Genomic DNA, 19,135 nt, shown 5'->3' with positions numbered 1-19,135 from the left:
TGTTTTTGTAGGTATAAGGCAGGTCGAAACTGTTGCATCCGCGCGGCCGGATCAGCGCTATCCCTCGTATTTTCGGGGGCTTGGCTGAACCAGCGAGTTCATCCTGAGGTCGTGCAAAACACCTGACTATCGATAAAAACTCATCGAAGCCATGACAACAGTGCATGCCTCATGTAGGAGCGAGCCTGCTCGCGAAAGGCGCACGGGCGCCGCGTTCACTCAGGCACCTTGCGTCATCGTTGACGTCCTTCGCGAGCAGGCTCGCTCCTACAGTGAAAGGCGTCAGACGGCGCGAATCACGTGTTTGATTTCCTGGAAAGCCTGCAAGCCCCACGGCCCCAATTCGCGGCCGATGCTGCTCTGCTTGTAGCCACCCCAGGCGGTCTGCGGGAAGATCACCTGCGGCGCGTTGATCCACACCAGCCCCGCCTGCAAGGCGTTGGCGACCCGGTCCGCCGCTTCGGCGTCGCGGGTGACCACGCTGGCCACCAGGCCGAACTGGCTGTCATTGGCCACCGCAATGGCCTCGGCTTCGGTAGCAAAACTACGCACGCAGATCACCGGCCCGAAAATCTCTTCACACCACAGCGCACTGCCCTGGGGCACTTCGGTGAAAATCGTCGGCTGCAAAAAATAGCCGCGCGGCAGGTCAGCAGGGCGATTACCACCGCAAACCAGCCTGGCACCCGCGCTCAAACCGCGATCGATGTGGCCGAGCACACGCTGGTATTGCGCCTGATTGACCAAGGCGCCCATTTCCACGTTAGGGTCGAACGGGTCGGCGACGCGAATGGCTTCGGCGCGAGTTTTCAGTTTCGATAAAAATTCATCCGCCAGTTCATCAGCGACCAGCACGCGGCTGGTGGCGGAGCACATCTGCCCGGCGTTGAAGAAACCGCCGCCACAGGCCACTTCCACCGCCAGTTCGACGTCGGCGTCCTTGAGCACCAGCAGCGAGGATTTGCCGCCCAGTTCCAGGCTCACGCCTTTGACGGTTTCCGCCGCCCGTTGCATGACCTGCACACCGACTGCATTGCTGCCGGTGAAAGAGATTTTGGCGATACGCGGGTCGGCCGACAGCGGCGCGCCGACGGCCAGGCCCGTGCCGCAGACCAGGTTGAACACACCATCCGGCAAGCCGGCCTCAGCGATAATCGCCGCCAGTTCCAGCTCCGGCAGCGGCGTGACTTCGGACGGTTTGAGCACCACGCAGCAACCGGCGGCCAGGGCTGGGGCGAGTTTCCAGGCGGTGGTGACCATCGGAAAATTCCACGGCACGATCAGACCCACTACACCGCACGGTTCACGGCGCACGCGGGCGCTGAAGTCGTCGGTGGGCAACTCGACGTTGCTGTCTTGCTTGGCATCGAGGCCTTCGGCCAGACCGGCGTAATATTCGAACGTCGCGATCACGTCATCGACGTCGATGGCTGCTTCGAATAGCGGCTTGCCGTTGTTGCTCGATTGCAACCTCATCAAGTGCTCACGCCCGGCCTGCACGCCGGCGGCGATTCTGCGCAGGATTGCGCCGCGCTCGGTGCCGGTGGTTTTCGACCATTCCTTGAAGGCGTTAGTCGCGGCAGTGACGGCTTGATCGACTGCATGTTCATCGCCGCCGTTCACGGTGGTCAACAGGGCTTCGGTGGCCGGGTTGATCACGCGCAGATGTTCGTTGCCGGCCGACCATTGGCCGTTGATGTAGAGGCCGTCGAGGGTGGTAGGAAAACTCATTTCGACACCGCCTTCATCCACGACGTCTGATCGATTTCAATCAGGGTCGGGCCTTGGCGATCAGCGGCGGTACGCAGTGCGCTGCGCAGCTGCTCGACACCGTTGACCGCTTCAGCCGCACAGCCCAACGCCTTGGCCACACCGATGAAGTCCGGGGTGTAGATGTCCACGCCTACCGGTTCGATGGCGCGGTTGACCATGTACTTCTTGATCTCTTCGTAGCCCTGGTTATTCCACAGCAGCACGATCACCGGAGTGCGCGCTTCAACGGCGCTGGCCAGTTCCGGCAGGGTGAATTGCAGGCCGCCGTCACCAATCAGGCACACCACCGGAGGGCGCGCACCGCTTTCAACACTGCCACCGAGCCAGGCGCCGATTGCTGCCGGCAAGGCGTAGCCGAGGGTGCCGTAACCGGTGGACGAGTTGAACCAGCGGCGCGGGCGTTCCGGGTTGAAGGTCAGGTTGCCGGTGTACACCGGTTGGGTCGAATCGCCGACGAACACCGCGTCTGGCAATTCGTGCAGCACGGTTTCGAGGAAGCGGGTCTGGGCCAGGGTCGGAGCATCCCAAGTCGCGGCGAGGTCTTCGCGCAAACGCGCGGCACGGACCTGACCCCAATCGTTGCGGCGCTCGGCCAGCGACTTGTGCGACAACGCGCTGAGCAAGGCTTGCGCGGCGTTGCGCGAGTCCGCCACCAGGGCGACTTTCGGCGGGTAATTGCGCACGGTCTGGTCGGGGTCGATGTCCACACGCAGCAGTACGCCGGGAATCTCGAAACCGCCAGCGAAGGTGACGTCGTAATCGGTCTCGGCCAGTTCGGTGCCGATGGCCAGTACTACGTCGGCTTCGGCCACCAGGGCACGGGTCGCGACCAGGCTCTGGGTCGAACCGATCAGCAGCGGGTGACTGGATTCGAGCATGCCTTTGGCATTGATGGTCAAGGCCACGGGTGCGTCCAGCAGCTCGGCCAACTCGGTCAGCTCGGCGGCCGCATCGATGGCGCCGCCACCGGCAAGAATCAGTGGACGCTTGGCGCCGGCCAGCAGCGCGGTCATGCGGCTGATGGCGCTTGGCGAGGCACCGGCGCGATCGATGTTCACCGGGAGACTGGCGAGCAAGTCATCGGCCTCTTCCACCAGCACGTCCAACGGAATTTCGATATGCACCGGACGCGGACGACCGGCCTGGAACAGTGCAAACGCACGGGCCAGCACGCCCGGCAACTCCGCCGCCGACATCAAGGTGTGGGAGAACGCCGCCACGCCGCCGACCAATGCGCTCTGGTTCGGCAGCTCGTGCAGCTTGCCGCGACCGCCGCCCAACTGGCTGCGCGATTGCACGCTGGAGACCACCAGCATCGGGATCGAATCGGCGTAGGCCTGGCCCATGGCGGTGGTGATGTTGGTCATGCCCGGGCCGGTAATGATGAAGCACACACCCGGTTTGCCGCTGGTGCGCGCATAACCGTCGGCCATGAAACCGGCGCCCTGTTCGTGACGCGGCGTGACGTGGTTGATGCTCGAACGGGCCAGCCCGCGATACAGCTCCACGGTATGAACCCCGGGAATGCCGAACACCTGCTCGACCCCGTAATCTTCGAGTAACTTGACCAATACTTCGCCGCACGTCGCCATGTCTTTGCCCTTCTTGTTCGTTTGAGACGCCGGGCCTGCGCAGTGTTTATGATGCGTGGGCAGGTCCAGGGATGGCCTCATTGGAACGGGCGACACGTAGCCGCAACAATGGATAAAAAGTCATACTAGCCATGTCCTCACGTCATACCTTGGATCCCAATGAAACGATTGCCTCCCCTGCCGGCGCTGCACACTTTTCTGATCACCGCGCAGTGCTGCAACTTCACCCGGGCCGCCGAACAGCTGTACATCACCCAGGGCGCGGTGAGTCGGCAGATCGCCGGGCTGGAAGAACATCTGGGTTATGAATTGTTTATCCGACAGGCCCGGGGCTTGAGCCTGACCGCTGAAGGCCGCGAATGGCTGCCACGGGTCCAGCAGATTTTCGGCTTGATCGACGAGGCGGTCGAGCAGATCGGCGAGAAGCGCGAAACCCTGCAACTCAAGGCGCCGACGTGCGTGATGCGCTGGTTGTTGCCGCGCCTGGTGCAGTGGCAGAGGGAGCGTCCGGATGTGCCGGTGGAATTGACCACCACGGTGAAACACGGCGTGGATTTTCATCGCGAGCAGTTCGATGCGGCGGTGATTTATGGCGTACCACCGGAGACGTCACTGGCGTCCCACAGACTGTTCGATGAGCAACTGACGCCGGTCTGCTCCCGGCCGTATCTCGAAGGACCGATGCCGTTGCAGGCACCGGAAGATCTGGAACAACACATGCTGTTGCATCCGACCCGTGACGAACGCGACTGGAAAGCCTGGCTGGCCAGCGCCGATGTGCGCTTGAGCAATGTCGGCAAGGGCCAGCATTTCGAAACCCTGGACCTGGCGATGTCGATGGCGTCCCAGGGGACTGGCGTGGCGATTGGGGACTGGTCGCTGATTGGCGACGACCTGAGCGCCGGGCGGCTGGTGATGCCGTTTGAATTGAAGGTAAAGACCGGGTTGGCCTATTACCTGGTATTCCCGGAAAAACCCGGGCCTTCGCCGAAATTACGCGAGTTGATGGGGTGGTTGGTGGAGCAGGCCCAGTCGCGCTGAGCCCTGCCGGCTTGACGAATACCCTTTGGGAGCGAGCCTTTGTGGCGAGGGGGCTTGCCCCCGTTCGGCTGCGAAGCAGTCGTAAAACCTGTGAATGCGGTGTATCTGAAAGAATGCCGGGGAGTGCTTCGCACTCCAACGGGGGCAAGCCCCCTCGCCACAAAGGCTCGCTACCACATTGGTTTTCAGTAGGGACTCAATACCCGACAGTGAACCGCTGCCGCGAATGCTTCGGCGCTTCCACTTCATCGATCAGCGCAATCGCGTAATCGGCGAACGAAATCCAGCTCCGCCCAGCACTGCTCACCAGCAAATCATCCTTGCCAAGCCGAAATGTCCCCGAGCGCTCACCTTCGACGAACTCCGCCGACGGGGACAGGAACGTCCAGTCCAGATCCTGTTCCTGACGCAGGTTTTCCAGAAACAAAGCCCCGGCACTGGCCTCAGCCTTGTACTCCTCCGGAAAGCCTTCGCTGTCGATCACCCGTGTGCCATCCGGCAGCAACAACGAACCCGCACCGCCCACCACCAGCAGACGTTTCACCCCGGCCTTCTTCACCGGCCCGATCACGGCACTGGCAGGCAGGGTCGCGAAGTGCGCCGCGCTGATGACCACGTCATGGCCTTCGACGGCGGCTTGCAGTGCCTCAGCATCAAGAGCATCGACGTTTCGGGTGACCACACCGGCACGCGGGCCGATTTTCGAGGTGTCGCGGGCGATGGCAGTGACGCTGTGACCACGACGCAGGGCTTCTTCCAGCAGTTGGCTGCCGGCACGGCCGGTGGCACCGATGATTGCGATTTTGCTCATGACGTTCTCCAGTTGGCTTGGTTGTACCTGATCATTCCCACGCTCTGCGTGGGAATGCCTCAACGGACGCTCCGCGTTCGGCTTTAGAGGGGACGCAGAGCGTCCCGGGCTACATTCCCACGCAGAGCATGGGAACGATCACTCATTCACCCCACTTCATCTCACCCTTGGCGACTTTGGCGCTCAGCTCCAGGGAGCTTTCTTCGCCCAGGGTAGGGAAGCGTTGTTTCATCGCGGCGATCAGCGCGGTGGAGTCTTTGGCCCTTGGGGTTTCTTCGTCGAAGGCCTTGATGTAATCGGCGGTGAACTGCACGGCGGCCAGCGAACGGGCGCTGTCTCCCAGGTAATGCCCCGGCACGATGGTTTTCGGTTTCAGGGTTTCGATGGAGCGCAGCGTAGCCAGCCAATCGGCGTGGGATTGCGCGGTTTGCGTGTCAGCCATCCACACGTGGATGTTTTCTGCCACGACCACACCACCGACCACGGCCTTGAGCGACGGGATCCAGACAAAGGTCCGGTCCGGCTGTTTGCCGTCCAGTCCCACCACCTGCAATTTCTGCCCTTCGAGCATCAGGCTGTCGCCCTTGAGTACGCCGGGCACAATGGTTTTGGCCGGCACGTCGGCGCCCATTTTCGGGCCCCAGAACGCCAGTTTGCCGTCGACGGTGTGCTTGATGTGATCAACGGTTGGCTGCGAGGCGAGCACCTTGGCGTTCGGGAACGCGGCGGTCAGGGTGTCGAGGCCGAAGTAGTAATCCGGGTCACCGTGGCTGATGTAGATGGTGGTCAGTTGCTTGCCGCTGGCGCGGATCTTCTCGACCACCTGTTCGGCCTGGGATTTACCAAATTGCGCGTCGACCAGAATTGCTTCTTTCTCGCCGCTGACCAGAACCGAGGTCACCGGGAAAATCGCCTTGTCGCCCGGGTTGTACACGTCCAGGGTCAGGGTCGATGCCGCCGCCGCGTGGGCCGCGAAGCCGAGGGTGGCGGTGGCCAGCAAAATGCGCTTGAGAGAGGTGAAGCCGATCATCTGTTGCTCCGTTGTCCGAATGCCGTGTCTGGCGATGGGGACAGAGCTTAGTTGCATGACTCAGTACAAAAAATGCGATGCTTGAACATAGTTTGTTTCTGAAAGCGGGCAAATCATGGATCGTCTACAAGCAATGCGGGTGTTCGTCTCGGTAGTCGACCTCGGCAGTCAGTCGGCCGCCGCCGATCATCTGGACCTGTCACGGCCAGTGGTTTCGCGGTACCTGGCGGAACTGGAGGATTGGGTCGGTGCACGCCTGATGCACCGCACCACGCGCAAACTGAGCCTGACCGCCGCCGGCAGCGAAATCCTGCCCCGGTGTCGGCAGATGCTCGACTTGTCCACCGACATGCAAGCCGCTGTCAGCGAGCCGGATGAGGCGCCACGCGGCCTGCTGCGCATCAGCGTCAGTACCTCGTTCGGCCAGGCGCAATTGGCGGACGCCATGGCGGCTTACGTCAAACGCTACCCCGGTGTGAGCATCGACATGCAGATGCTCGACCGCACGGTGAACCTGGTGGATGAGCGCATCGACCTGGCGATCCGCACCAGCAACGACCTGGACCCGAACCTGATCGCCCGGCGGCTGACGGTTTGCCGCTCGGTGATCTGCGCCTCCCCCGCTTACCTGAGCGAACATCCGACGCCGCAACGGGTCGAGGACTTGAGCCAGCACAACTGCCTGACCCACTCCTACTTCGGTAAAAGCCTCTGGCATTTCGAGGAGGATGGCGAGCCGGTGTCGGTGCCGGTGCAGGGCAACATCAGCGCCAACGAAGCCAGCACCTTGCTGCGTGCGACCATGGCCGGAGCGGGCGTGGCGATGCTGCCCAGTTATCAGGCCGGCGTGCATATCCACAGCGGCGAACTGATCCGCCTGCTGCCACACGCCGAGCCACGGCAGATGAGCGTGTACGCAGTGTACGCCTCACGCAAGCACATGCCGGCGGCGCTGCGCAGCATGCTGGATTTTCTTGTTTTAAAGTTCCCGGAAGAACCGGCATGGGATATCGGCCTGTAACCGAATCAAAAATGTGGGAGTGAGCCTGCTCGCGATAGCGGTGGTTCAGTCGACATAGTTGTTGAATGGACAATCGCTATCGCGAGCAGGCTCACTCCTACAGGGGGATATCAGTGTTCTGAATGCCGGGGTACATGCGCAGCCCCTGTCACTGGAAACTCACCCGCGCTGACCTATGCTGAAAGTAATACCGAAGGGTATTCGTTCAGAGGTCAACGCCATGAACACCAAAACAAGAAGATACCTCGCCATATTCATCACCTGCGCGGCGACGCTGGCGCTGTATGGCACCGCCGCCTGGCGTGTCGAGCAGTTGCGACAACTGCCTCGCGACTACGCGAGTTGTAACTTCGAGCGCTGCATTCCCCACAACGCGACCCTCAACGCCCTTCGGTAACGAAGGCGGTCAGGCCTCGTTGTCCTGATCGGCCTTCAAGCGGTCGCGAAAAGCCTTGGGCGAGATCCCCACCCGACGCCGGAAAAGGCGTGTGAAGTTGGTCGGATCGGAAAACCCCAACACGTCGGACATTTCGTAAATGGTCATGCTGGTGTAGGTCAGCAAGCGCTTGGCCTCCAGCAATTGACGCTCGTGCATGATCTGCAACGCCGGTTGCCCCGCCAGCTCACGGCAGGTGCCGTTGAGGTGCGAAACGGAGATTCCCAGCCGATGCGCCAGGTCCTCGACCTTGACGTGCTGGCGGTAGGTCTCTTCCACCAGCTGGATAAACCGGTTGAGGTATTCCCGGGCACGATGCGGACGCTGATTGGCATTGCGGCGTGACATCACCTGACGGCTGACCCACACCATGATCACGCTGACCAGCGAATGCATAAGCATTTCGCGCGCCGGCTGGTGGCCGGTGTATTCGTCCTGCAATGCCGAGAACAGGCTGTTGAGGTACTCGCTATCCTTGCCCGCCGGGTAACTTTCGGCTTGGGCCAGCGCGTTCACCGAATTGCCCAGTTGCGCCTGAAGATGGGTCACCAGCGGCGCGGCCAGGGTTACGACGAATCCTTCGACGTCTTCGGAAAACCGGTAACCATGCACCGATAACGGCGGCAGTATCAGGATCGCCGGTTCCGTCAGTTGCGTGTTTTTGCCTTCGATTTCAAGCTCTGCCTGACCTTTGAATACGAAGAGCAACTGGCACAAATCGGCATGACGGTGGGGTTTGATTTCCCATTGATGTTCGCGGCTGCGTTTGGAAATGGTTTCACAGTGCAGCAAGTCGGGGGTCGGCCAGTCCAGGCTTTCACCGTAGAGCTTGAACACTGGAATCGAAGGCAGGTCAGGCTTGTTCATCACTTCAATCCAGGCCTCAGAGGGTTACGGGCGATAATCGCACCGATTGGCAGAATGTACAGGTATCGGCTCAGTTTTCACCTTCAATTGACAGACCCGCAAGGGAAAAATGCAAGCACTCGATCCATAAAAATCATTCACCGGCCTTGGTCGCGTGAAGCTTGCGAGTCATAACAACAATGAAAATGCTGAAAACCCAAATTGCCATCATTGGCGCAGGCCCTTCCGGTTTACTACTCGGCCAGTTGCTGCATAACGCCGGAATCGACACCCTGATTCTCGAACGCCAGACCCCGGACTATGTGCTCGGGCGAATCCGCGCCGGTGTCCTCGAACAAGGCATGGTAGAGCTGTTGCGTCAGGCAGGGGTGGGTCAGCGCATGGACGCCGAAGGGCTGGTCCATGGCGGCTTCGAACTGGCCCTCGACGGGCGCCGGGTACACATCGATCTGCAAGCCCTGACCGGTGGCAAAACCGTGATGATCTACGGCCAGACCGAAGTCACCCGGGACCTGATGGCCGCTCGTCGGGAGGCTGGCGCGCAGACGATTTATCAGGCTGGCAACGTCGTACCGCACGGGATGAAAACCGCAGAACCGTTCGTGACGTTTGAGAAAGATGGCGAGACCTGGCGCCTCGATTGTGACTACATCGCCGGCTGCGACGGCTTCCATGGCGTGGCGCGACAGTCGATTCCCGCCGAGTGCCTGAAGGTCTTCGAGCGGGTCTATCCATTCGGCTGGCTGGGGATTCTCGCCGATACGCCGCCGGTTCATGAAGAACTGGTCTACGCCCGCCACGAGCGTGGCTTTGCCCTATGCAGCATGCGCTCGGCAACTCGCACGCGTTATTACCTGCAGGTGCCGGCGGACGAAAAGGTCGAGGACTGGCCGGATCAGCGCTTCTGGGATGAACTCAAATCGCGTCTGCCTGCTGCGTTGGCCGACTCCCTGGTGACCGGGCCGTCCATCGAAAAGAGCATCGCGCCGCTGCGTAGTTTTGTGGTCGAGCCGATGCAGTACGGGCGGATGTTCCTGGTCGGCGACGCCGCGCACATCGTCCCGCCCACCGGCGCCAAAGGTTTGAACCTGGCGGCCAGCGACGTCAGCACCTTGTTCACTATTTTGCAGAAGGTTTACCGCGAGGAGCGCGTGGATTTGCTGGAGAAATACTCCGAAATCTGCCTGCGCCGGGTCTGGAAAGCCGAACGGTTTTCCTGGTGGATGACCTCAATGCTGCACCAATTCGACGATCACGACGCCTTCAGCCAGCGCATCTGCGAGTCGGAACTGGACTACTTCGTGCACTCCGAGGCTGGTCGAAAAACCATTGCAGAAAATTACGTCGGGCTTCCTTACGAGGCTATCGAATAGCCTGCTACCCGAGGGCGTGTCATCCATTATTTCCCGCGTCGCGCCGGGTGTGCTGTTGCGCAGGGCAAGGCGCGAGGAGCGCGGTTTGGTCATTCCAAATAAGCTCCGAGCAACGCAGCCCTGCGCAACAGCACGCCCGGCCCTTCGGGTTGTCGCCTGAAAGCGGGCCATGCTGCGTTGAAGTCCTCGGCAAGGAAACAACCCTTACCTTCGGACTTCGCCTTGCCTGGCCCGCTTTCAGGCGGCAACGCGACGCGGGAAATAATGGATGACACGCCCTGATACACTGGCGAGCATCCCCGCTCGCCTTGCCCCTTGCGGGTCAATCACTGCCCGCAGGTTTCCAGCCGTGACCAATCTCAACCAGCCTGTAACGCCCAAACCGGCCATTCGCAGCGTGTTGATCGCCCTGATGCTGGCGATCTTTCTCGGCGCACTGGACCAGACCATCGTCGCCGTTTCAATGCCGGCCATCTCCGCGCAATTCAAGGACGTCAGCCTGCTGGCCTGGGTGATTTCCGGCTACATGGTGGCGATGACCGTGGCGGTGCCGATCTACGGCAAACTCGGCGATCTGTACGGGCGACGCAAGTTGATGCTGTTCGGCATGGGGCTGTTCACCCTCGCCTCGCTGTTCTGCGGCATGGCCCAGAGCATGGAGCAACTGGTGCTGGCGCGGATCATTCAGGGCATCGGCGCGGGCGGGATGATTTCGGTCAGCCAGGCGATCATCGGTGACATCGTCCCGCCCCGGGAGCGCGGTCGCTACCAGGGCTATTTCAGCAGCATGTACGCCGTGGCCAGTGTCGCCGGCCCGGTGCTCGGCGGTTACATGACCGAATACCTGTCCTGGCGTTGGGTGTTTTTGATCAACCTGCCGCTGGGCCTCGGGGCCTGGCTGGTGGCCAATCGCACGCTGGTGGGTTTGCCCGTGCCACAACGCCAACCGATCATCGACTACCTCGGCACGTTGCTGATGATTATCGGTTTGACCGCCTTGCTGCTGGGCATCACCGAAGTCGGTCAAGGCCACTCATGGCGCAGCGTCGAAGTGCTGGGTCTGCTCGGGTGTTCGGTGCTGGTGCTGGCGCTGTTCGTCTGGCATGAGCGCCGGGCGCGGGAGCCGTTGCTGCCGATGCACCTGTTCGCCAACCGCAACGCGATCCTGTGCTGGTGCACGATTTTCTTCACCAGTTTCCAGGCCATTTCGCTGATCGTGCTCATGCCGCTGCGCTTCCAGAGCGTCACCGGCGCCGGGGCCGACAGCGCCGCGCTGCACCTGTTGCCGCTGGCCATGGGCTTGCCGATCGGGGCTTATTTCGCCGGACGCCGCACGTCGGTGACCGGGCGCTACAAACCGATGATCTTGACGGGGGCGGTGCTGATGCCGATTTCGATTCTCGGCATGGCCTTCAGTCCGCCCCAGGCATTTTTGCTCAGTAGTCTGTTTATGTTGCTCAGCGGCATCGCCAGCGGCATGCAATTCCCGACTTCATTGGTCGGCACGCAAAACTCGGTGGAACAGCGGGATATCGGCGTGGCCACCAGCACCACCAACCTGTTCCGCTCCTTGGGTGGCGCGGTGGGTGTGGCGTTGATGTCGGCGCTGCTGCTGGCGTTGCTGCAGGATTCAAGCTTCGCCCACCTGGCCGGCTCGTCGATGATCGCCGAGGGCCGTTCGGGGAATGTGTTGCTGGATGGCTTGAACGCTGCACCAGGGGAGGCGCAGAACGCCTTGCGCGCGGAGTTGCTGCTGACCTTTCGGCATTTGCTGATGGTCAGTGCGGCGGTGTCGTTGCTGGGGTTGGCGGCGGCGATTGCGATGCCGAACAGGGTGTTGCGGGGGCGGGAGGATAAGGTTCGCTGATTCCTCCGACTGATCGTTCCCACGCTCCGCGTGGGAATGCCTCAACGGACGCTCTGCGTTCGGCTCTTTGGGACGCAGAGCGTCCCGGGCTGCATTCCCACGCGGAGCGTGGGAACGATCACCATCAAGGGCTGTAATACCCCACCGCCACGAGAAAATGCCCGACCTTTTTCAGGTAGGCATGCTTGTCTTCCACCTTGCCGGTCACCGGGTTTTTCCAGCGGTATTCGTATTCGCCGTAATCCTGTTTGGCAATAAGTGCCAGGATCGGCTCGCCCACCGGCTTGCCTTCCGGGTCCTTGATCTTGCCGAAGTCGGTATTGATCAGCCGCAGGTTGGTGCCATGGGCTACGTATCGCTGGGTGTTCAAGTCGACGACGAACACGTACAGGTCATCCTGCAAGTACCCGCCCTTGAGGGAATTGATCGCGGTCAGCGTGCCCTTCTCGTCCTTGGCCAGATCCGTCGCCGCTTTGTTCAGCAAGGCCATCGCCTGTTCCGCCGACGCCCGTGGCAAGTAATAACCCACGGCCAGAATCCGCTGGCCAACGCGCTGATAGAACACATGCTTGCGCTCGACTTTGCCGTCGGACCAGTTCTGCCAGCGATATTCGGCCTGCTGGATGCCATTGCCCTCCGGCACTTTCAAGGCGTCTTTGAAGGCCTTCTGCAAATCCGGCCCGAGCGTTTCCGATACATCACGCCCGATCAACGCCGAAGACGGCCCGCCACTGGCGAGCATCACGCCCTTGGTATCGACCACGAAGACGTAACGATCCTTGTCGACAAACTCGCCCTGACGGCTGAACGCCGCGAAGGCCTTGTCGCCGTTGTCGTGGTAGTACGCTAGGGCTTTTTCCAGCAAGGCTTTGGCCGCCTGGCTGTCATCCTTTTCCGCCGTAGCCGCCTGAACCTGCCCCAGACACAGCAACAGCATCCCGCCCAGCACGGCCAACTTGTGCAGCCCCCCCATAGCGCATCCCCTCGTTCTTGTCGGTGTTTCAAGAGCGTAGACGGGTTGGGGATATGTACGAATATTCAGCGATGCGCAGGACAACGCGGCAGACGGGGGTTGTGTGGCTAGGGAGCTTACCTGTGGCGAGGGGGCTTGTCGGAACGCCGCATCGCCCCGTTCGGCTGCGCAGCAGTCGTAAATCAGGCGACTCGGATTAACTGAAGGACCGCGGAGAATGGTCTTAGGGCGGCTTCGCCACCCAACGGGGGCAAGCCCCCTCGCCACAGGCAAGCCCCCTCACCACAGGCGCGCGCCCTTCGCCACAGGTGTGCAGCGAACGGGGCTATTGCGCCCGGGCGCGGAGTTGCTGCTGCAGATTCTGGATCTGCGCCTGAAGGGTGTTGATGTTGCGGGTGGTCTGGCCGCGGAAGGCATCGAACTCGGCGGTATTGGTGACGCCTTGCGCAGCGGCCGGGCGGTTGTCTTGCTGGCTTTTGAGCACGATCATGTCTTGCTCCAGACGCTCGATGGCGGCGCTCGGGTTGCCCTGTTTCTTCAGCGCGACGATGTCGGCGCCGAGGCTTTTGAGCTGGGCGTCGAATTTGCTGGTGTCGTCCGGGGCGCTTTTCAGCGCGGCCAACTCGGTGCTCAAGGCGTTGACCTGCGCCTGCAATTTCGTGTTGGCGGTCTGGTGTTCGGTGCTCTGGGCGGTCATCTGCACCAGGCGCTTGTCCAGATCGCTGGTTTGCGCGGTCATTTGTGCCAGACGCTTGTCCAGATCGCTGGTCTGACCGACCACACCTTGCTGCTGCTTGCTTTGATCCTGCAGTTGGTTTTCCAGTTGCTTGATTTGCAGCTTCAGGGCTTCGCTGTCGCTGGTGACGTTGGTCTGGCTGGCGACCACCTTGCCGGAAATGTCCTGCAAGCGCCCCGCCGCATCCTCACTGATACGCGCGAAACTTTCCTGGGTCGCCACCAATTGCTGTTCCATCAGCGAAATCTGCTGAAAGCTCCACCAGGCAAGGCCGGCGAACGCAAAGAACAAGGCGCCGACCAATGCCCACAGAGGGCCGGTGCTGGCGCTTTTGACCTTGACGACCGGCGCCGTCCGCGAATGCACGGAGGTGCGAGTAGTGGTCGGAAAATCATCGTCATCGAGGACGTCGGCACGCAGGCTCGGTACATCGTCGAAGTCGTCGTTGGCATCGTTACGCATGGACATTGAGTCAACCTTTGTGGAACGCGGTGATGGCTGTATGCGGCGAGTATAAACCCCACTGCCGCAGCGATTGACCCTCAACGCCAAACTCGGTTCAGTGCTGGCAGGTTTGTCACTGCAAAAGTCAGCGAATGTCCTGGGCTTTCCACCAGCCGCAGAATTCATCGAGGGCCGTCCAGAGACTGACTTTCGGATCGTAGTCCAGATATTGCCGGGCGCGGCTGATGTCCAGGGTGAAGTTTTTGTTCATGACCTGCATGCCCAGTCGCGACAGCGTCGGCTCGGGACGCCCCGGCCACAACTTGCACACCCCTTCGTTGAGCGCGGCAACGCTGTAGGCCAGGCCGTAGGAACGGTAGCGCGTCACTTGTGGGACTTCCATCTTGCGCATGACGTAATTGACCACATCCCACAACGGCACCGGCGTACCGTTGCTGATGTTGTAGGCCTTGCCCAGCGCCGAACCGCTGGCCAGCAGACTGCTGAGCAACGCTTCATTGAGGTTCTGCACGCTGGTGAAATCGACCTTGTTCAGGCCATTGCCGATGATCGCCAGGCGGCCCTTGCGCTGCATCTTCAGCAGCCGCGGGAAGATGCTCATGTCCCCCGCTCCTGTCACGAAACGCGGGCGCAGGGCCAGGGTTTCGAGACCGAATTCCTGTGCACCGAAGACCTTTTGCTCGGCGAGAAACTTGGTGGCGGCGTAGGGATGCTTGAAACGTTTAGGCACCTGTTCTTCGGTCAACCCCAGATGATCACGGCCATCGAAGTAGATCGACGGTGACGACAAATGCACCAGGCGCCGGACCCGCTGCTTCAGGCAGGCCTCGACCACGTTTTCGGTGACCTGCACGTTGCCTTGATGAAAGTCCTGATAACGCCCCCACAAACCGACCGCGCCGGCGCAATGCACCACCGCTTCGACATCGGAGCACAGCTCGCGCGCCAGTTCCGGGTCGCTCAAGTCACCCGGGATAAACTCTGCGCCACGGCGCACCAGGTGTTCGACGCTTTCGGCCCGGCGACCATTGACCCGCACGTCCAGGCCCTGCTCCAGGGCGAAACGCGCAAAGCGTCCGCCAATGAAGCCGCTTGCGCCGGTAACCAGAATCTTCATGTATTGCTCCGATGTCTTTCGTTTTGCGTAATGCGTGAGTCTTGACGCTGCCCGTCAGTCCAACGGCACCAGCCATTGCTTCGACGAACGCACCAATTGATCGGTCAGCAACCCCAGCAGCTGACCGCCATTGCGCCAATGATGCCAGTACAACGGCACATCGATGGGCTTATCTGGCAAAAGCTCCTGCAATACACCGCGTTCCAGCTGCTCGCGCACCTGCAATTCGGGCACCAGGCCCCAGCCAAGTCCGGCTTCGGTCAAGCGGATGAAGCCTTCAGACGATGGGCATAAATGGTGTTCGAAACCGCCATCGACACCGAGGGACGCGAGGTAGCGATGCTGTAGGAAATCGTCCGGGCCGAACACCAGCGCCGGGGTTTTGGCCAGCAGTTCAGCACGCACGCCTTCGGGAAAATGCCGCGCGATGAACGCCGGGCTGGCCAGCGCTCGATAACGCATGGCGCCCAACAACACGCTGCGCGCGCCAGCTACCGGGCGCTCACTGGCGCAGATGCACGCAGCCACTTCGCCAGCGCGCATGCGTTTGAGGCCGACCGTCTGGTCTTCGACGACCAGATCCAGCAGCAGGTGTTGCTCGGCGCAGAAATCACTGACGGCTGCGGCCCACCACGTGGCGAGGCTGTCGGCGTTCAGGGCGATGCGCAGGCGTTCCGGCAGACCTTCTTCGTCCAGCGCGGGCACCAGCGTCTGGAGATCCCGCTCCAGCAATCGCACTTGCTGGACATGGTTGAGCAGCCGCCGACCAATTTCGGTAGGCGCCGGCGGTGTGACCCGCACCAACACCGGCTGGCCGACCCGCGCTTCCAGTAACTTGATGCGCTGGGAAATCGCCGATTGCGACAAGCCCAGCACCTGCGCGGCGCGCTCGAAACCGGCCTGCTCCACCACCGCAGCCAGGGCAGAAAGCAATTTATAGTCGAACATCAGTTTTCCTAATGAGCGATCAGCATGATTGGTTTTTCTTATACCGCGTTGCACCGGAGAATAGCCAGCAAGCACTCTTGAACAAGGATCACCGACATGGCTGGCGAAACTTCATTGGCAACACTGCTGCGCAGCATGAGCCCGCAGCTCAACGACGGCGAATACGTGTTCTGCACCCTGCGCGACGGTAAGTTGCCCGCTGGCCTTGAGATCGTCGGCAGCTTTCGCGAGCAGGAAGGGCTGACAGTGATTCTGGAACGTTCCCACGCGGAACAGGCTGGTTTCAGCTTCGACTACGTCGCGGCCTGGATCACCTTGAACGTGCACTCAGCCCTCGAAGCCGTCGGCCTCACCGCGGCCTTCGCCACGGCATTGGGCCAGGCCGGCATCAGTTGCAACGTGATCGCCGGTTATTACCACGACCATTTATTTGTCGGTCAGGCCGACGCCCAACGCGCCGTACAAGTCCTGCGGGATCTGGCAGCCAACGCGGAGTAAAACCTTATGTGGCAAAGCTATGTGAACGGCCTGCTGGTGGCCGCGGGGCTGATCATGGCGATCGGCACTCAGAATGCATTTGTACTGGCGCAGAGCCTTCGGCGCGAACATCACCTGCCGGTGGCGGCACTGTGCGTGGTTTGCGATGCCTTGCTCGTGGCTGCCGGGGTATTCGGGCTCGCAACGGTACTGGCGCACAACCCGACATTGCTGGCGGTTGCCCGCTGGGGCGGCGCGGTGTTTCTGATTTGGTATGGCAGTCAGGCGTTACGCCGGGCGTGCTCGAAACAAAGCCTGCAGCAAGGCGAAAACCAGACGGTGCGCTCGCTGCGTGCGGTGATGCTCAGTGCTTTGGCAGTGACGTTACTTAACCCGCACGTTTATCTGGATACGGTGTTGTTGATCGGCTCCCTCGGCGCGCAACAAACCGAGCCCGGCGCTTATGTCGTGGGCGCAGCCAGTGCATCGTTGTTGTGGTTTTTCACCCTGGCACTGGGCGCGGCATGGTTGGCACCCTGGCTGGCCCGGCCGAGTACCTGGCGGATTCTCGACCTGCTGGTGGCGGTGATGATGTTTGCCGTGGCGTTTCAATTAATCGTCGCGCCCTAATTATTCCAAAAGGCTCTGGAACCTCTATCCCACACAGTTGTTGCGTGGTTATGCCGCACCCCCGGTGCTATGATCCGATCCGATGCGCCGCAAAGAGTACAAACTCCCCGGCGCTTGTCTGGCCGCCCGTGATCGGCCTTGCGCTCACCGCAACTGACCTGATTAGGAGAATCATCATGGCTTTCGAATTGCCGCCGCTGCCTTACGCACACGATGCCTTGCAGCCGCACATTTCCAAGGAAACTCTGGAATACCACCACGACAAGCACCACAACACCTACGTCGTGAACCTGAACAACCTGGTGCCAGGCACCGAGTTCGAAGGCAAGACCCTGGAAGAAATCGTCAAATCTTCCTCGGGCGGCATCTTCAACAACGCCGCGCAGGTCTGGAACCACACTTTCTACTGGAACTGCCTGGCGCCAAACGCCGGTGGTCAACCAACCGGCGCACTGGCTGAAGCCATCAACGCTTCTTTCGGTTCGTTCGACAAGTTCAAAGAAGAATTCAGCAAAACCTCCATCGGCACCTTCGGTTCCGGTTGGGGCTGGCTGGTGAAAAAGGCTGACGGTTCCCTGGCTCTGGCCAGCACCATCGGCGCCGGCAACCCGCTGACCAGCGGCGACACCCCGCTGCTGACCTGCGACGTCTGGGAACACGCTTACTACATCGACTACCGCAACGTTCGTCCGAAATACGTCGAAGCGTTCTGGAACCTGGTCAACTGGAAATTCGTGGCTGAGCAATTCGAAGGCAAAACCTTCAAGGCTTAAGCTCGACGCCAGACAAGAAACCCGGCTTTTACGCCGGGTTTTTTTATGGGCTGGAGAAAGTCAGGCCGCTTGCGGATCGACGTTATCCAATGCCCGGTTCACGGCTAACTCCGCCAGCATGATGATCTGCTGGATCGCCATCACGGTGTTGCGCTGCGGACCGATGAGGTTCGTGGCGAAATCGCTGGCCATGACGCTGGCGGAGGCCAATGACTCGCAGGCCTGGGCGAGGAGGCTTTCCGTGTCCATGTCCGGGGCGATCATGAACATCGTGCTGGGGCGACGGGGTTTTTCGAGGTATGGGTCCGGCGGATCGAGGTAGTAGTCGAGGGCGCGTTTTATGGCTTCGCGGTCTCTGAGGAGCGCTTCGGCTTCGGTGGTTTCGGCGGCGGGTGCGATGTTAACGGGTGGGTCGGGAATCAATTTGTCCATTGAATTTCTCCAGCGTTGGAGCCTCCACTTGCCGCTTCTCACACGGCAAAGAGGTGGCAGCTATGTGCGAGGTGAGAAGACCGGTTATGGACACCCGGCCGGACCGAAGTCCGCCCGCACACAGCCGCCATAACGCAAATACTGGCACCGAGTAAGCTGGCGGCGATTATGCGTGTACAGACACTGGATGACCATAAGTTGCCGGGCTCTCACACCCGGTCGCTGAGTTTTCAGCGACAGCCAGAGGTTAGAGAGACTGCTTCCTACCCGGCAACCTGAAAAATGCGTGGGAAATCGCTGTGTTTCTTACACATCTTTCAACACACAAAAATGGAACGCGGAGCGTCCCTGGCGGCATTCCCACGCGGAGCGTAGGGAACGATCAATCGGGGGCAGCAGAAAGAGATTGGTCGGCTGTCAGGCCGCCATCGCTGGCAAGCCAGCTCCCGCAGGGAATTGGTGTACACCCGCTAGAGATTGGTCGGCTGTCAGGCCGCCATCGCTGGCAAGCCAGCTCCCACAGGGAATTGGTGTACACCCTAGAGATTGGTCGGCTGTCAGGCCGCCATCGCTGGCAAGGCAGCTCCCACAGAGAATTGGTGTACACCCTAGAGATTGGTCGGCTGTCAGGCCGCCATCGCTGGCAAGCCAGCTCCCGCAGGGAATTGGTGTACACCCTAGAGATTGGTCGGCTGTCAGGCCGCCATCGCTGGCAAGCCAGCTCCCACAGGGAATTGGTGTACACCCTAGAGATTGGTCGGCTGTCAGGCCGC

The 19,135-nt window shown here is 61.0% G+C and carries 18 protein-coding genes; 8 read left to right on the top strand and 10 right to left on the bottom strand.

Features of this window, described 5'->3' with window-relative positions; translation table 11 throughout:
• Nucleotides 1-282: 282 nt before the first annotated feature.
• Both ACIQV9_RS09430 and ACIQV9_RS09425 read right to left on the bottom strand, forming a co-directional pair.
• A complete protein-coding gene (locus ACIQV9_RS09430) occupies nt 283-1,731 on the bottom strand; it encodes an aldehyde dehydrogenase family protein (protein WP_403100367.1) in 1,449 nt (482 codons plus the stop codon).
• Complete coding sequence (locus ACIQV9_RS09425) at nt 1,728-3,365, bottom strand: 5-guanidino-2-oxopentanoate decarboxylase (RefSeq protein WP_403100364.1); 1,638 nt, start codon at nt 3,363-3,365, stop codon at nt 1,728-1,730. The genes ACIQV9_RS09430 and ACIQV9_RS09425 overlap by 4 nt, the downstream gene beginning before the upstream one ends.
• Nucleotides 3,366-3,524: 159 nt before the next feature.
• Between ACIQV9_RS09425 and ACIQV9_RS09420 the strand changes: the two genes are divergently transcribed.
• On the top strand, nt 3,525-4,406 hold the full coding sequence (locus tag ACIQV9_RS09420; RefSeq protein WP_403100361.1) for a LysR substrate-binding domain-containing protein: 882 nt from the start codon (nt 3,525-3,527) through the stop codon (nt 4,404-4,406).
• Nucleotides 4,407-4,602: 196 nt separating this feature from the next.
• Here the strand turns inward: ACIQV9_RS09420 and ACIQV9_RS09415 are convergent, their stop codons facing one another.
• Nucleotides 4,603-5,217 (bottom strand): NAD(P)-dependent oxidoreductase, encoded by a 615-nt coding sequence (locus ACIQV9_RS09415; protein WP_403100359.1) that lies wholly within the window; start codon nt 5,215-5,217, stop codon nt 4,603-4,605.
• Nucleotides 5,218-5,359: 142 nt separating this feature from the next.
• Nucleotides 5,360-6,247: an MBL fold metallo-hydrolase gene (locus ACIQV9_RS09410; RefSeq protein ID WP_403100356.1), complete on the bottom strand. Its 888-nt coding sequence runs from the start codon at nt 6,245-6,247 to the stop codon at nt 5,360-5,362.
• A gap of 115 nt (nt 6,248-6,362) precedes the next feature.
• Between ACIQV9_RS09410 and ACIQV9_RS09405 the strand changes: the two genes are divergently transcribed.
• Nucleotides 6,363-7,268, top strand: coding sequence for a LysR family transcriptional regulator (locus ACIQV9_RS09405; protein ID WP_403100353.1), 906 nt, complete (start codon nt 6,363-6,365; stop codon nt 7,266-7,268).
• 220 nt (nt 7,269-7,488) lie between these two features.
• Nucleotides 7,489-7,665, top strand: a complete 177-nt coding sequence (locus tag ACIQV9_RS09400) for a hypothetical protein (protein WP_176457761.1) — start codon at nt 7,489-7,491, stop codon at nt 7,663-7,665.
• Between the two features lie 9 nt (nt 7,666-7,674).
• Here ACIQV9_RS09400 and ACIQV9_RS09395 read toward each other — a convergent pair whose 3' ends face one another.
• Nucleotides 7,675-8,571 (bottom strand): helix-turn-helix domain-containing protein, encoded by an 897-nt coding sequence (locus tag ACIQV9_RS09395; RefSeq protein ID WP_403100351.1) that lies wholly within the window; start codon nt 8,569-8,571, stop codon nt 7,675-7,677.
• Nucleotides 8,572-8,759: 188 nt separating this feature from the next.
• On the opposite strand from ACIQV9_RS09395, the gene pobA reads away from it, so the two are divergent.
• Together pobA and ACIQV9_RS09385 are read left to right on the top strand one after the other, a co-directional pair.
• Nucleotides 8,760-9,944, top strand: coding sequence for a 4-hydroxybenzoate 3-monooxygenase (gene pobA, locus ACIQV9_RS09390; RefSeq protein ID WP_403100508.1), 1,185 nt, complete (start codon nt 8,760-8,762; stop codon nt 9,942-9,944).
• A 349-nt stretch (nt 9,945-10,293) separates the two neighbouring features.
• On the top strand, nt 10,294-11,811 hold the full coding sequence (locus ACIQV9_RS09385) for an MDR family MFS transporter (RefSeq protein ID WP_403100348.1): 1,518 nt from the start codon (nt 10,294-10,296) through the stop codon (nt 11,809-11,811).
• Between the two features lie 124 nt (nt 11,812-11,935).
• On the opposite strand, the gene ACIQV9_RS09380 is transcribed toward ACIQV9_RS09385, so the two are convergent.
• The 4 genes from ACIQV9_RS09380 to ACIQV9_RS09365 all read right to left on the bottom strand — a co-directional run bounded on the left by ACIQV9_RS09380 (nt 11,936) and on the right by ACIQV9_RS09365 (nt 16,050).
• On the bottom strand, nt 11,936-12,784 hold the full coding sequence (locus ACIQV9_RS09380; protein WP_403100345.1) for a cache domain-containing protein: 849 nt from the start codon (nt 12,782-12,784) through the stop codon (nt 11,936-11,938).
• A gap of 325 nt (nt 12,785-13,109) precedes the next feature.
• On the bottom strand, nt 13,110-13,988 hold the full coding sequence (locus tag ACIQV9_RS09375; protein ID WP_403100343.1) for an ATPase: 879 nt from the start codon (nt 13,986-13,988) through the stop codon (nt 13,110-13,112).
• 121 nt (nt 13,989-14,109) lie between these two features.
• Nucleotides 14,110-15,102 (bottom strand): NAD-dependent epimerase/dehydratase family protein, encoded by a 993-nt coding sequence (locus ACIQV9_RS09370; protein ID WP_403100338.1) that lies wholly within the window; start codon nt 15,100-15,102, stop codon nt 14,110-14,112.
• A 54-nt stretch (nt 15,103-15,156) separates the two neighbouring features.
• The gene (locus tag ACIQV9_RS09365; protein ID WP_403100334.1) at nt 15,157-16,050 is read right to left on the bottom strand and encodes a LysR family transcriptional regulator ArgP; all 894 of its coding nucleotides are present in this window, start codon (nt 16,048-16,050) and stop codon (nt 15,157-15,159) included.
• 96 nt (nt 16,051-16,146) lie between these two features.
• On the opposite strand from ACIQV9_RS09365, the gene ACIQV9_RS09360 reads away from it, so the two are divergent.
• The 3 genes from ACIQV9_RS09360 (at nt 16,147) to ACIQV9_RS09350 (ending at nt 17,930) form a co-directional block, all read left to right on the top strand.
• Nucleotides 16,147-16,548: an ACT domain-containing protein gene (locus tag ACIQV9_RS09360; protein ID WP_403100331.1), complete on the top strand. Its 402-nt coding sequence runs from the start codon at nt 16,147-16,149 to the stop codon at nt 16,546-16,548.
• 6 nt (nt 16,549-16,554) lie between these two features.
• Nucleotides 16,555-17,157 carry a LysE/ArgO family amino acid transporter gene (locus tag ACIQV9_RS09355; RefSeq protein ID WP_403100329.1) on the top strand — a complete coding sequence of 201 codons (603 nt, stop codon included), beginning with the start codon at nt 16,555-16,557 and terminating at the stop codon, nt 17,155-17,157.
• A gap of 176 nt (nt 17,158-17,333) precedes the next feature.
• The gene (locus ACIQV9_RS09350; RefSeq protein WP_010457614.1) at nt 17,334-17,930 is read left to right on the top strand and encodes a superoxide dismutase; all 597 of its coding nucleotides are present in this window, start codon (nt 17,334-17,336) and stop codon (nt 17,928-17,930) included.
• 60 nt (nt 17,931-17,990) lie between these two features.
• Here ACIQV9_RS09350 and ACIQV9_RS09345 read toward each other — a convergent pair whose 3' ends face one another.
• Nucleotides 17,991-18,362 (bottom strand): DUF6124 family protein, encoded by a 372-nt coding sequence (locus ACIQV9_RS09345; protein ID WP_403100326.1) that lies wholly within the window; start codon nt 18,360-18,362, stop codon nt 17,991-17,993.
• Between the last annotated feature and the right edge of the window lie 773 nt (nt 18,363-19,135).

Source organism: Pseudomonas sp. NPDC099000 (assembly GCF_044759925.1).
Classification (GTDB): Bacteria; Pseudomonadota; Gammaproteobacteria; order Pseudomonadales; family Pseudomonadaceae; genus Aquipseudomonas.
Note: the sequence above shows the minus strand (reverse complement) of the source record. Positions and strands in the feature narration are given on the sequence as shown.

Bases quoted from the DNA above. Each gene is read 5' to 3' on its own strand.
- ACIQV9_RS09380 (WP_403100345.1), bottom strand. From the start codon at position 12,784: ATGGGGGGGCTGCACAAGTTGGCCGTGCTGGGCGGGATGCTGTTGCTG.
- ACIQV9_RS09410 (WP_403100356.1), bottom strand. From the start codon at position 6,247: ATGATCGGCTTCACCTCTCTCAAGCGCATTTTGCTGGCCACCGCCACC.
- ACIQV9_RS09365 (WP_403100334.1), bottom strand. From the start codon at position 16,050: ATGTTCGACTATAAATTGCTTTCTGCCCTGGCTGCGGTGGTGGAGCAG.
- ACIQV9_RS09415 (WP_403100359.1), bottom strand. From the start codon at position 5,217: ATGAGCAAAATCGCAATCATCGGTGCCACCGGCCGTGCCGGCAGCCAA.
- ACIQV9_RS09375 (WP_403100343.1), bottom strand. From the start codon at position 13,988: ATGTCCATGCGTAACGATGCCAACGACGACTTCGACGATGTACCGAGC.
- ACIQV9_RS09405 (WP_403100353.1), top strand. From the start codon at position 6,363: ATGGATCGTCTACAAGCAATGCGGGTGTTCGTCTCGGTAGTCGACCTC.
- ACIQV9_RS09425 (WP_403100364.1), bottom strand. From the start codon at position 3,365: ATGGCGACGTGCGGCGAAGTATTGGTCAAGTTACTCGAAGATTACGGG.
- ACIQV9_RS09430 (WP_403100367.1), bottom strand. From the start codon at position 1,731: ATGAGTTTTCCTACCACCCTCGACGGCCTCTACATCAACGGCCAATGG.
- ACIQV9_RS09360 (WP_403100331.1), top strand. From the start codon at position 16,147: ATGGCTGGCGAAACTTCATTGGCAACACTGCTGCGCAGCATGAGCCCG.
- ACIQV9_RS09395 (WP_403100351.1), bottom strand. From the start codon at position 8,571: ATGAACAAGCCTGACCTGCCTTCGATTCCAGTGTTCAAGCTCTACGGT.
- ACIQV9_RS09420 (WP_403100361.1), top strand. From the start codon at position 3,525: ATGAAACGATTGCCTCCCCTGCCGGCGCTGCACACTTTTCTGATCACC.
- ACIQV9_RS09370 (WP_403100338.1), bottom strand. From the start codon at position 15,102: ATGAAGATTCTGGTTACCGGCGCAAGCGGCTTCATTGGCGGACGCTTT.
- ACIQV9_RS09350 (WP_010457614.1), top strand. From the start codon at position 17,334: ATGGCTTTCGAATTGCCGCCGCTGCCTTACGCACACGATGCCTTGCAG.
- ACIQV9_RS09355 (WP_403100329.1), top strand. From the start codon at position 16,555: ATGTGGCAAAGCTATGTGAACGGCCTGCTGGTGGCCGCGGGGCTGATC.
- ACIQV9_RS09345 (WP_403100326.1), bottom strand. From the start codon at position 18,362: ATGGACAAATTGATTCCCGACCCACCCGTTAACATCGCACCCGCCGCC.
- ACIQV9_RS09400 (WP_176457761.1), top strand. From the start codon at position 7,489: ATGAACACCAAAACAAGAAGATACCTCGCCATATTCATCACCTGCGCG.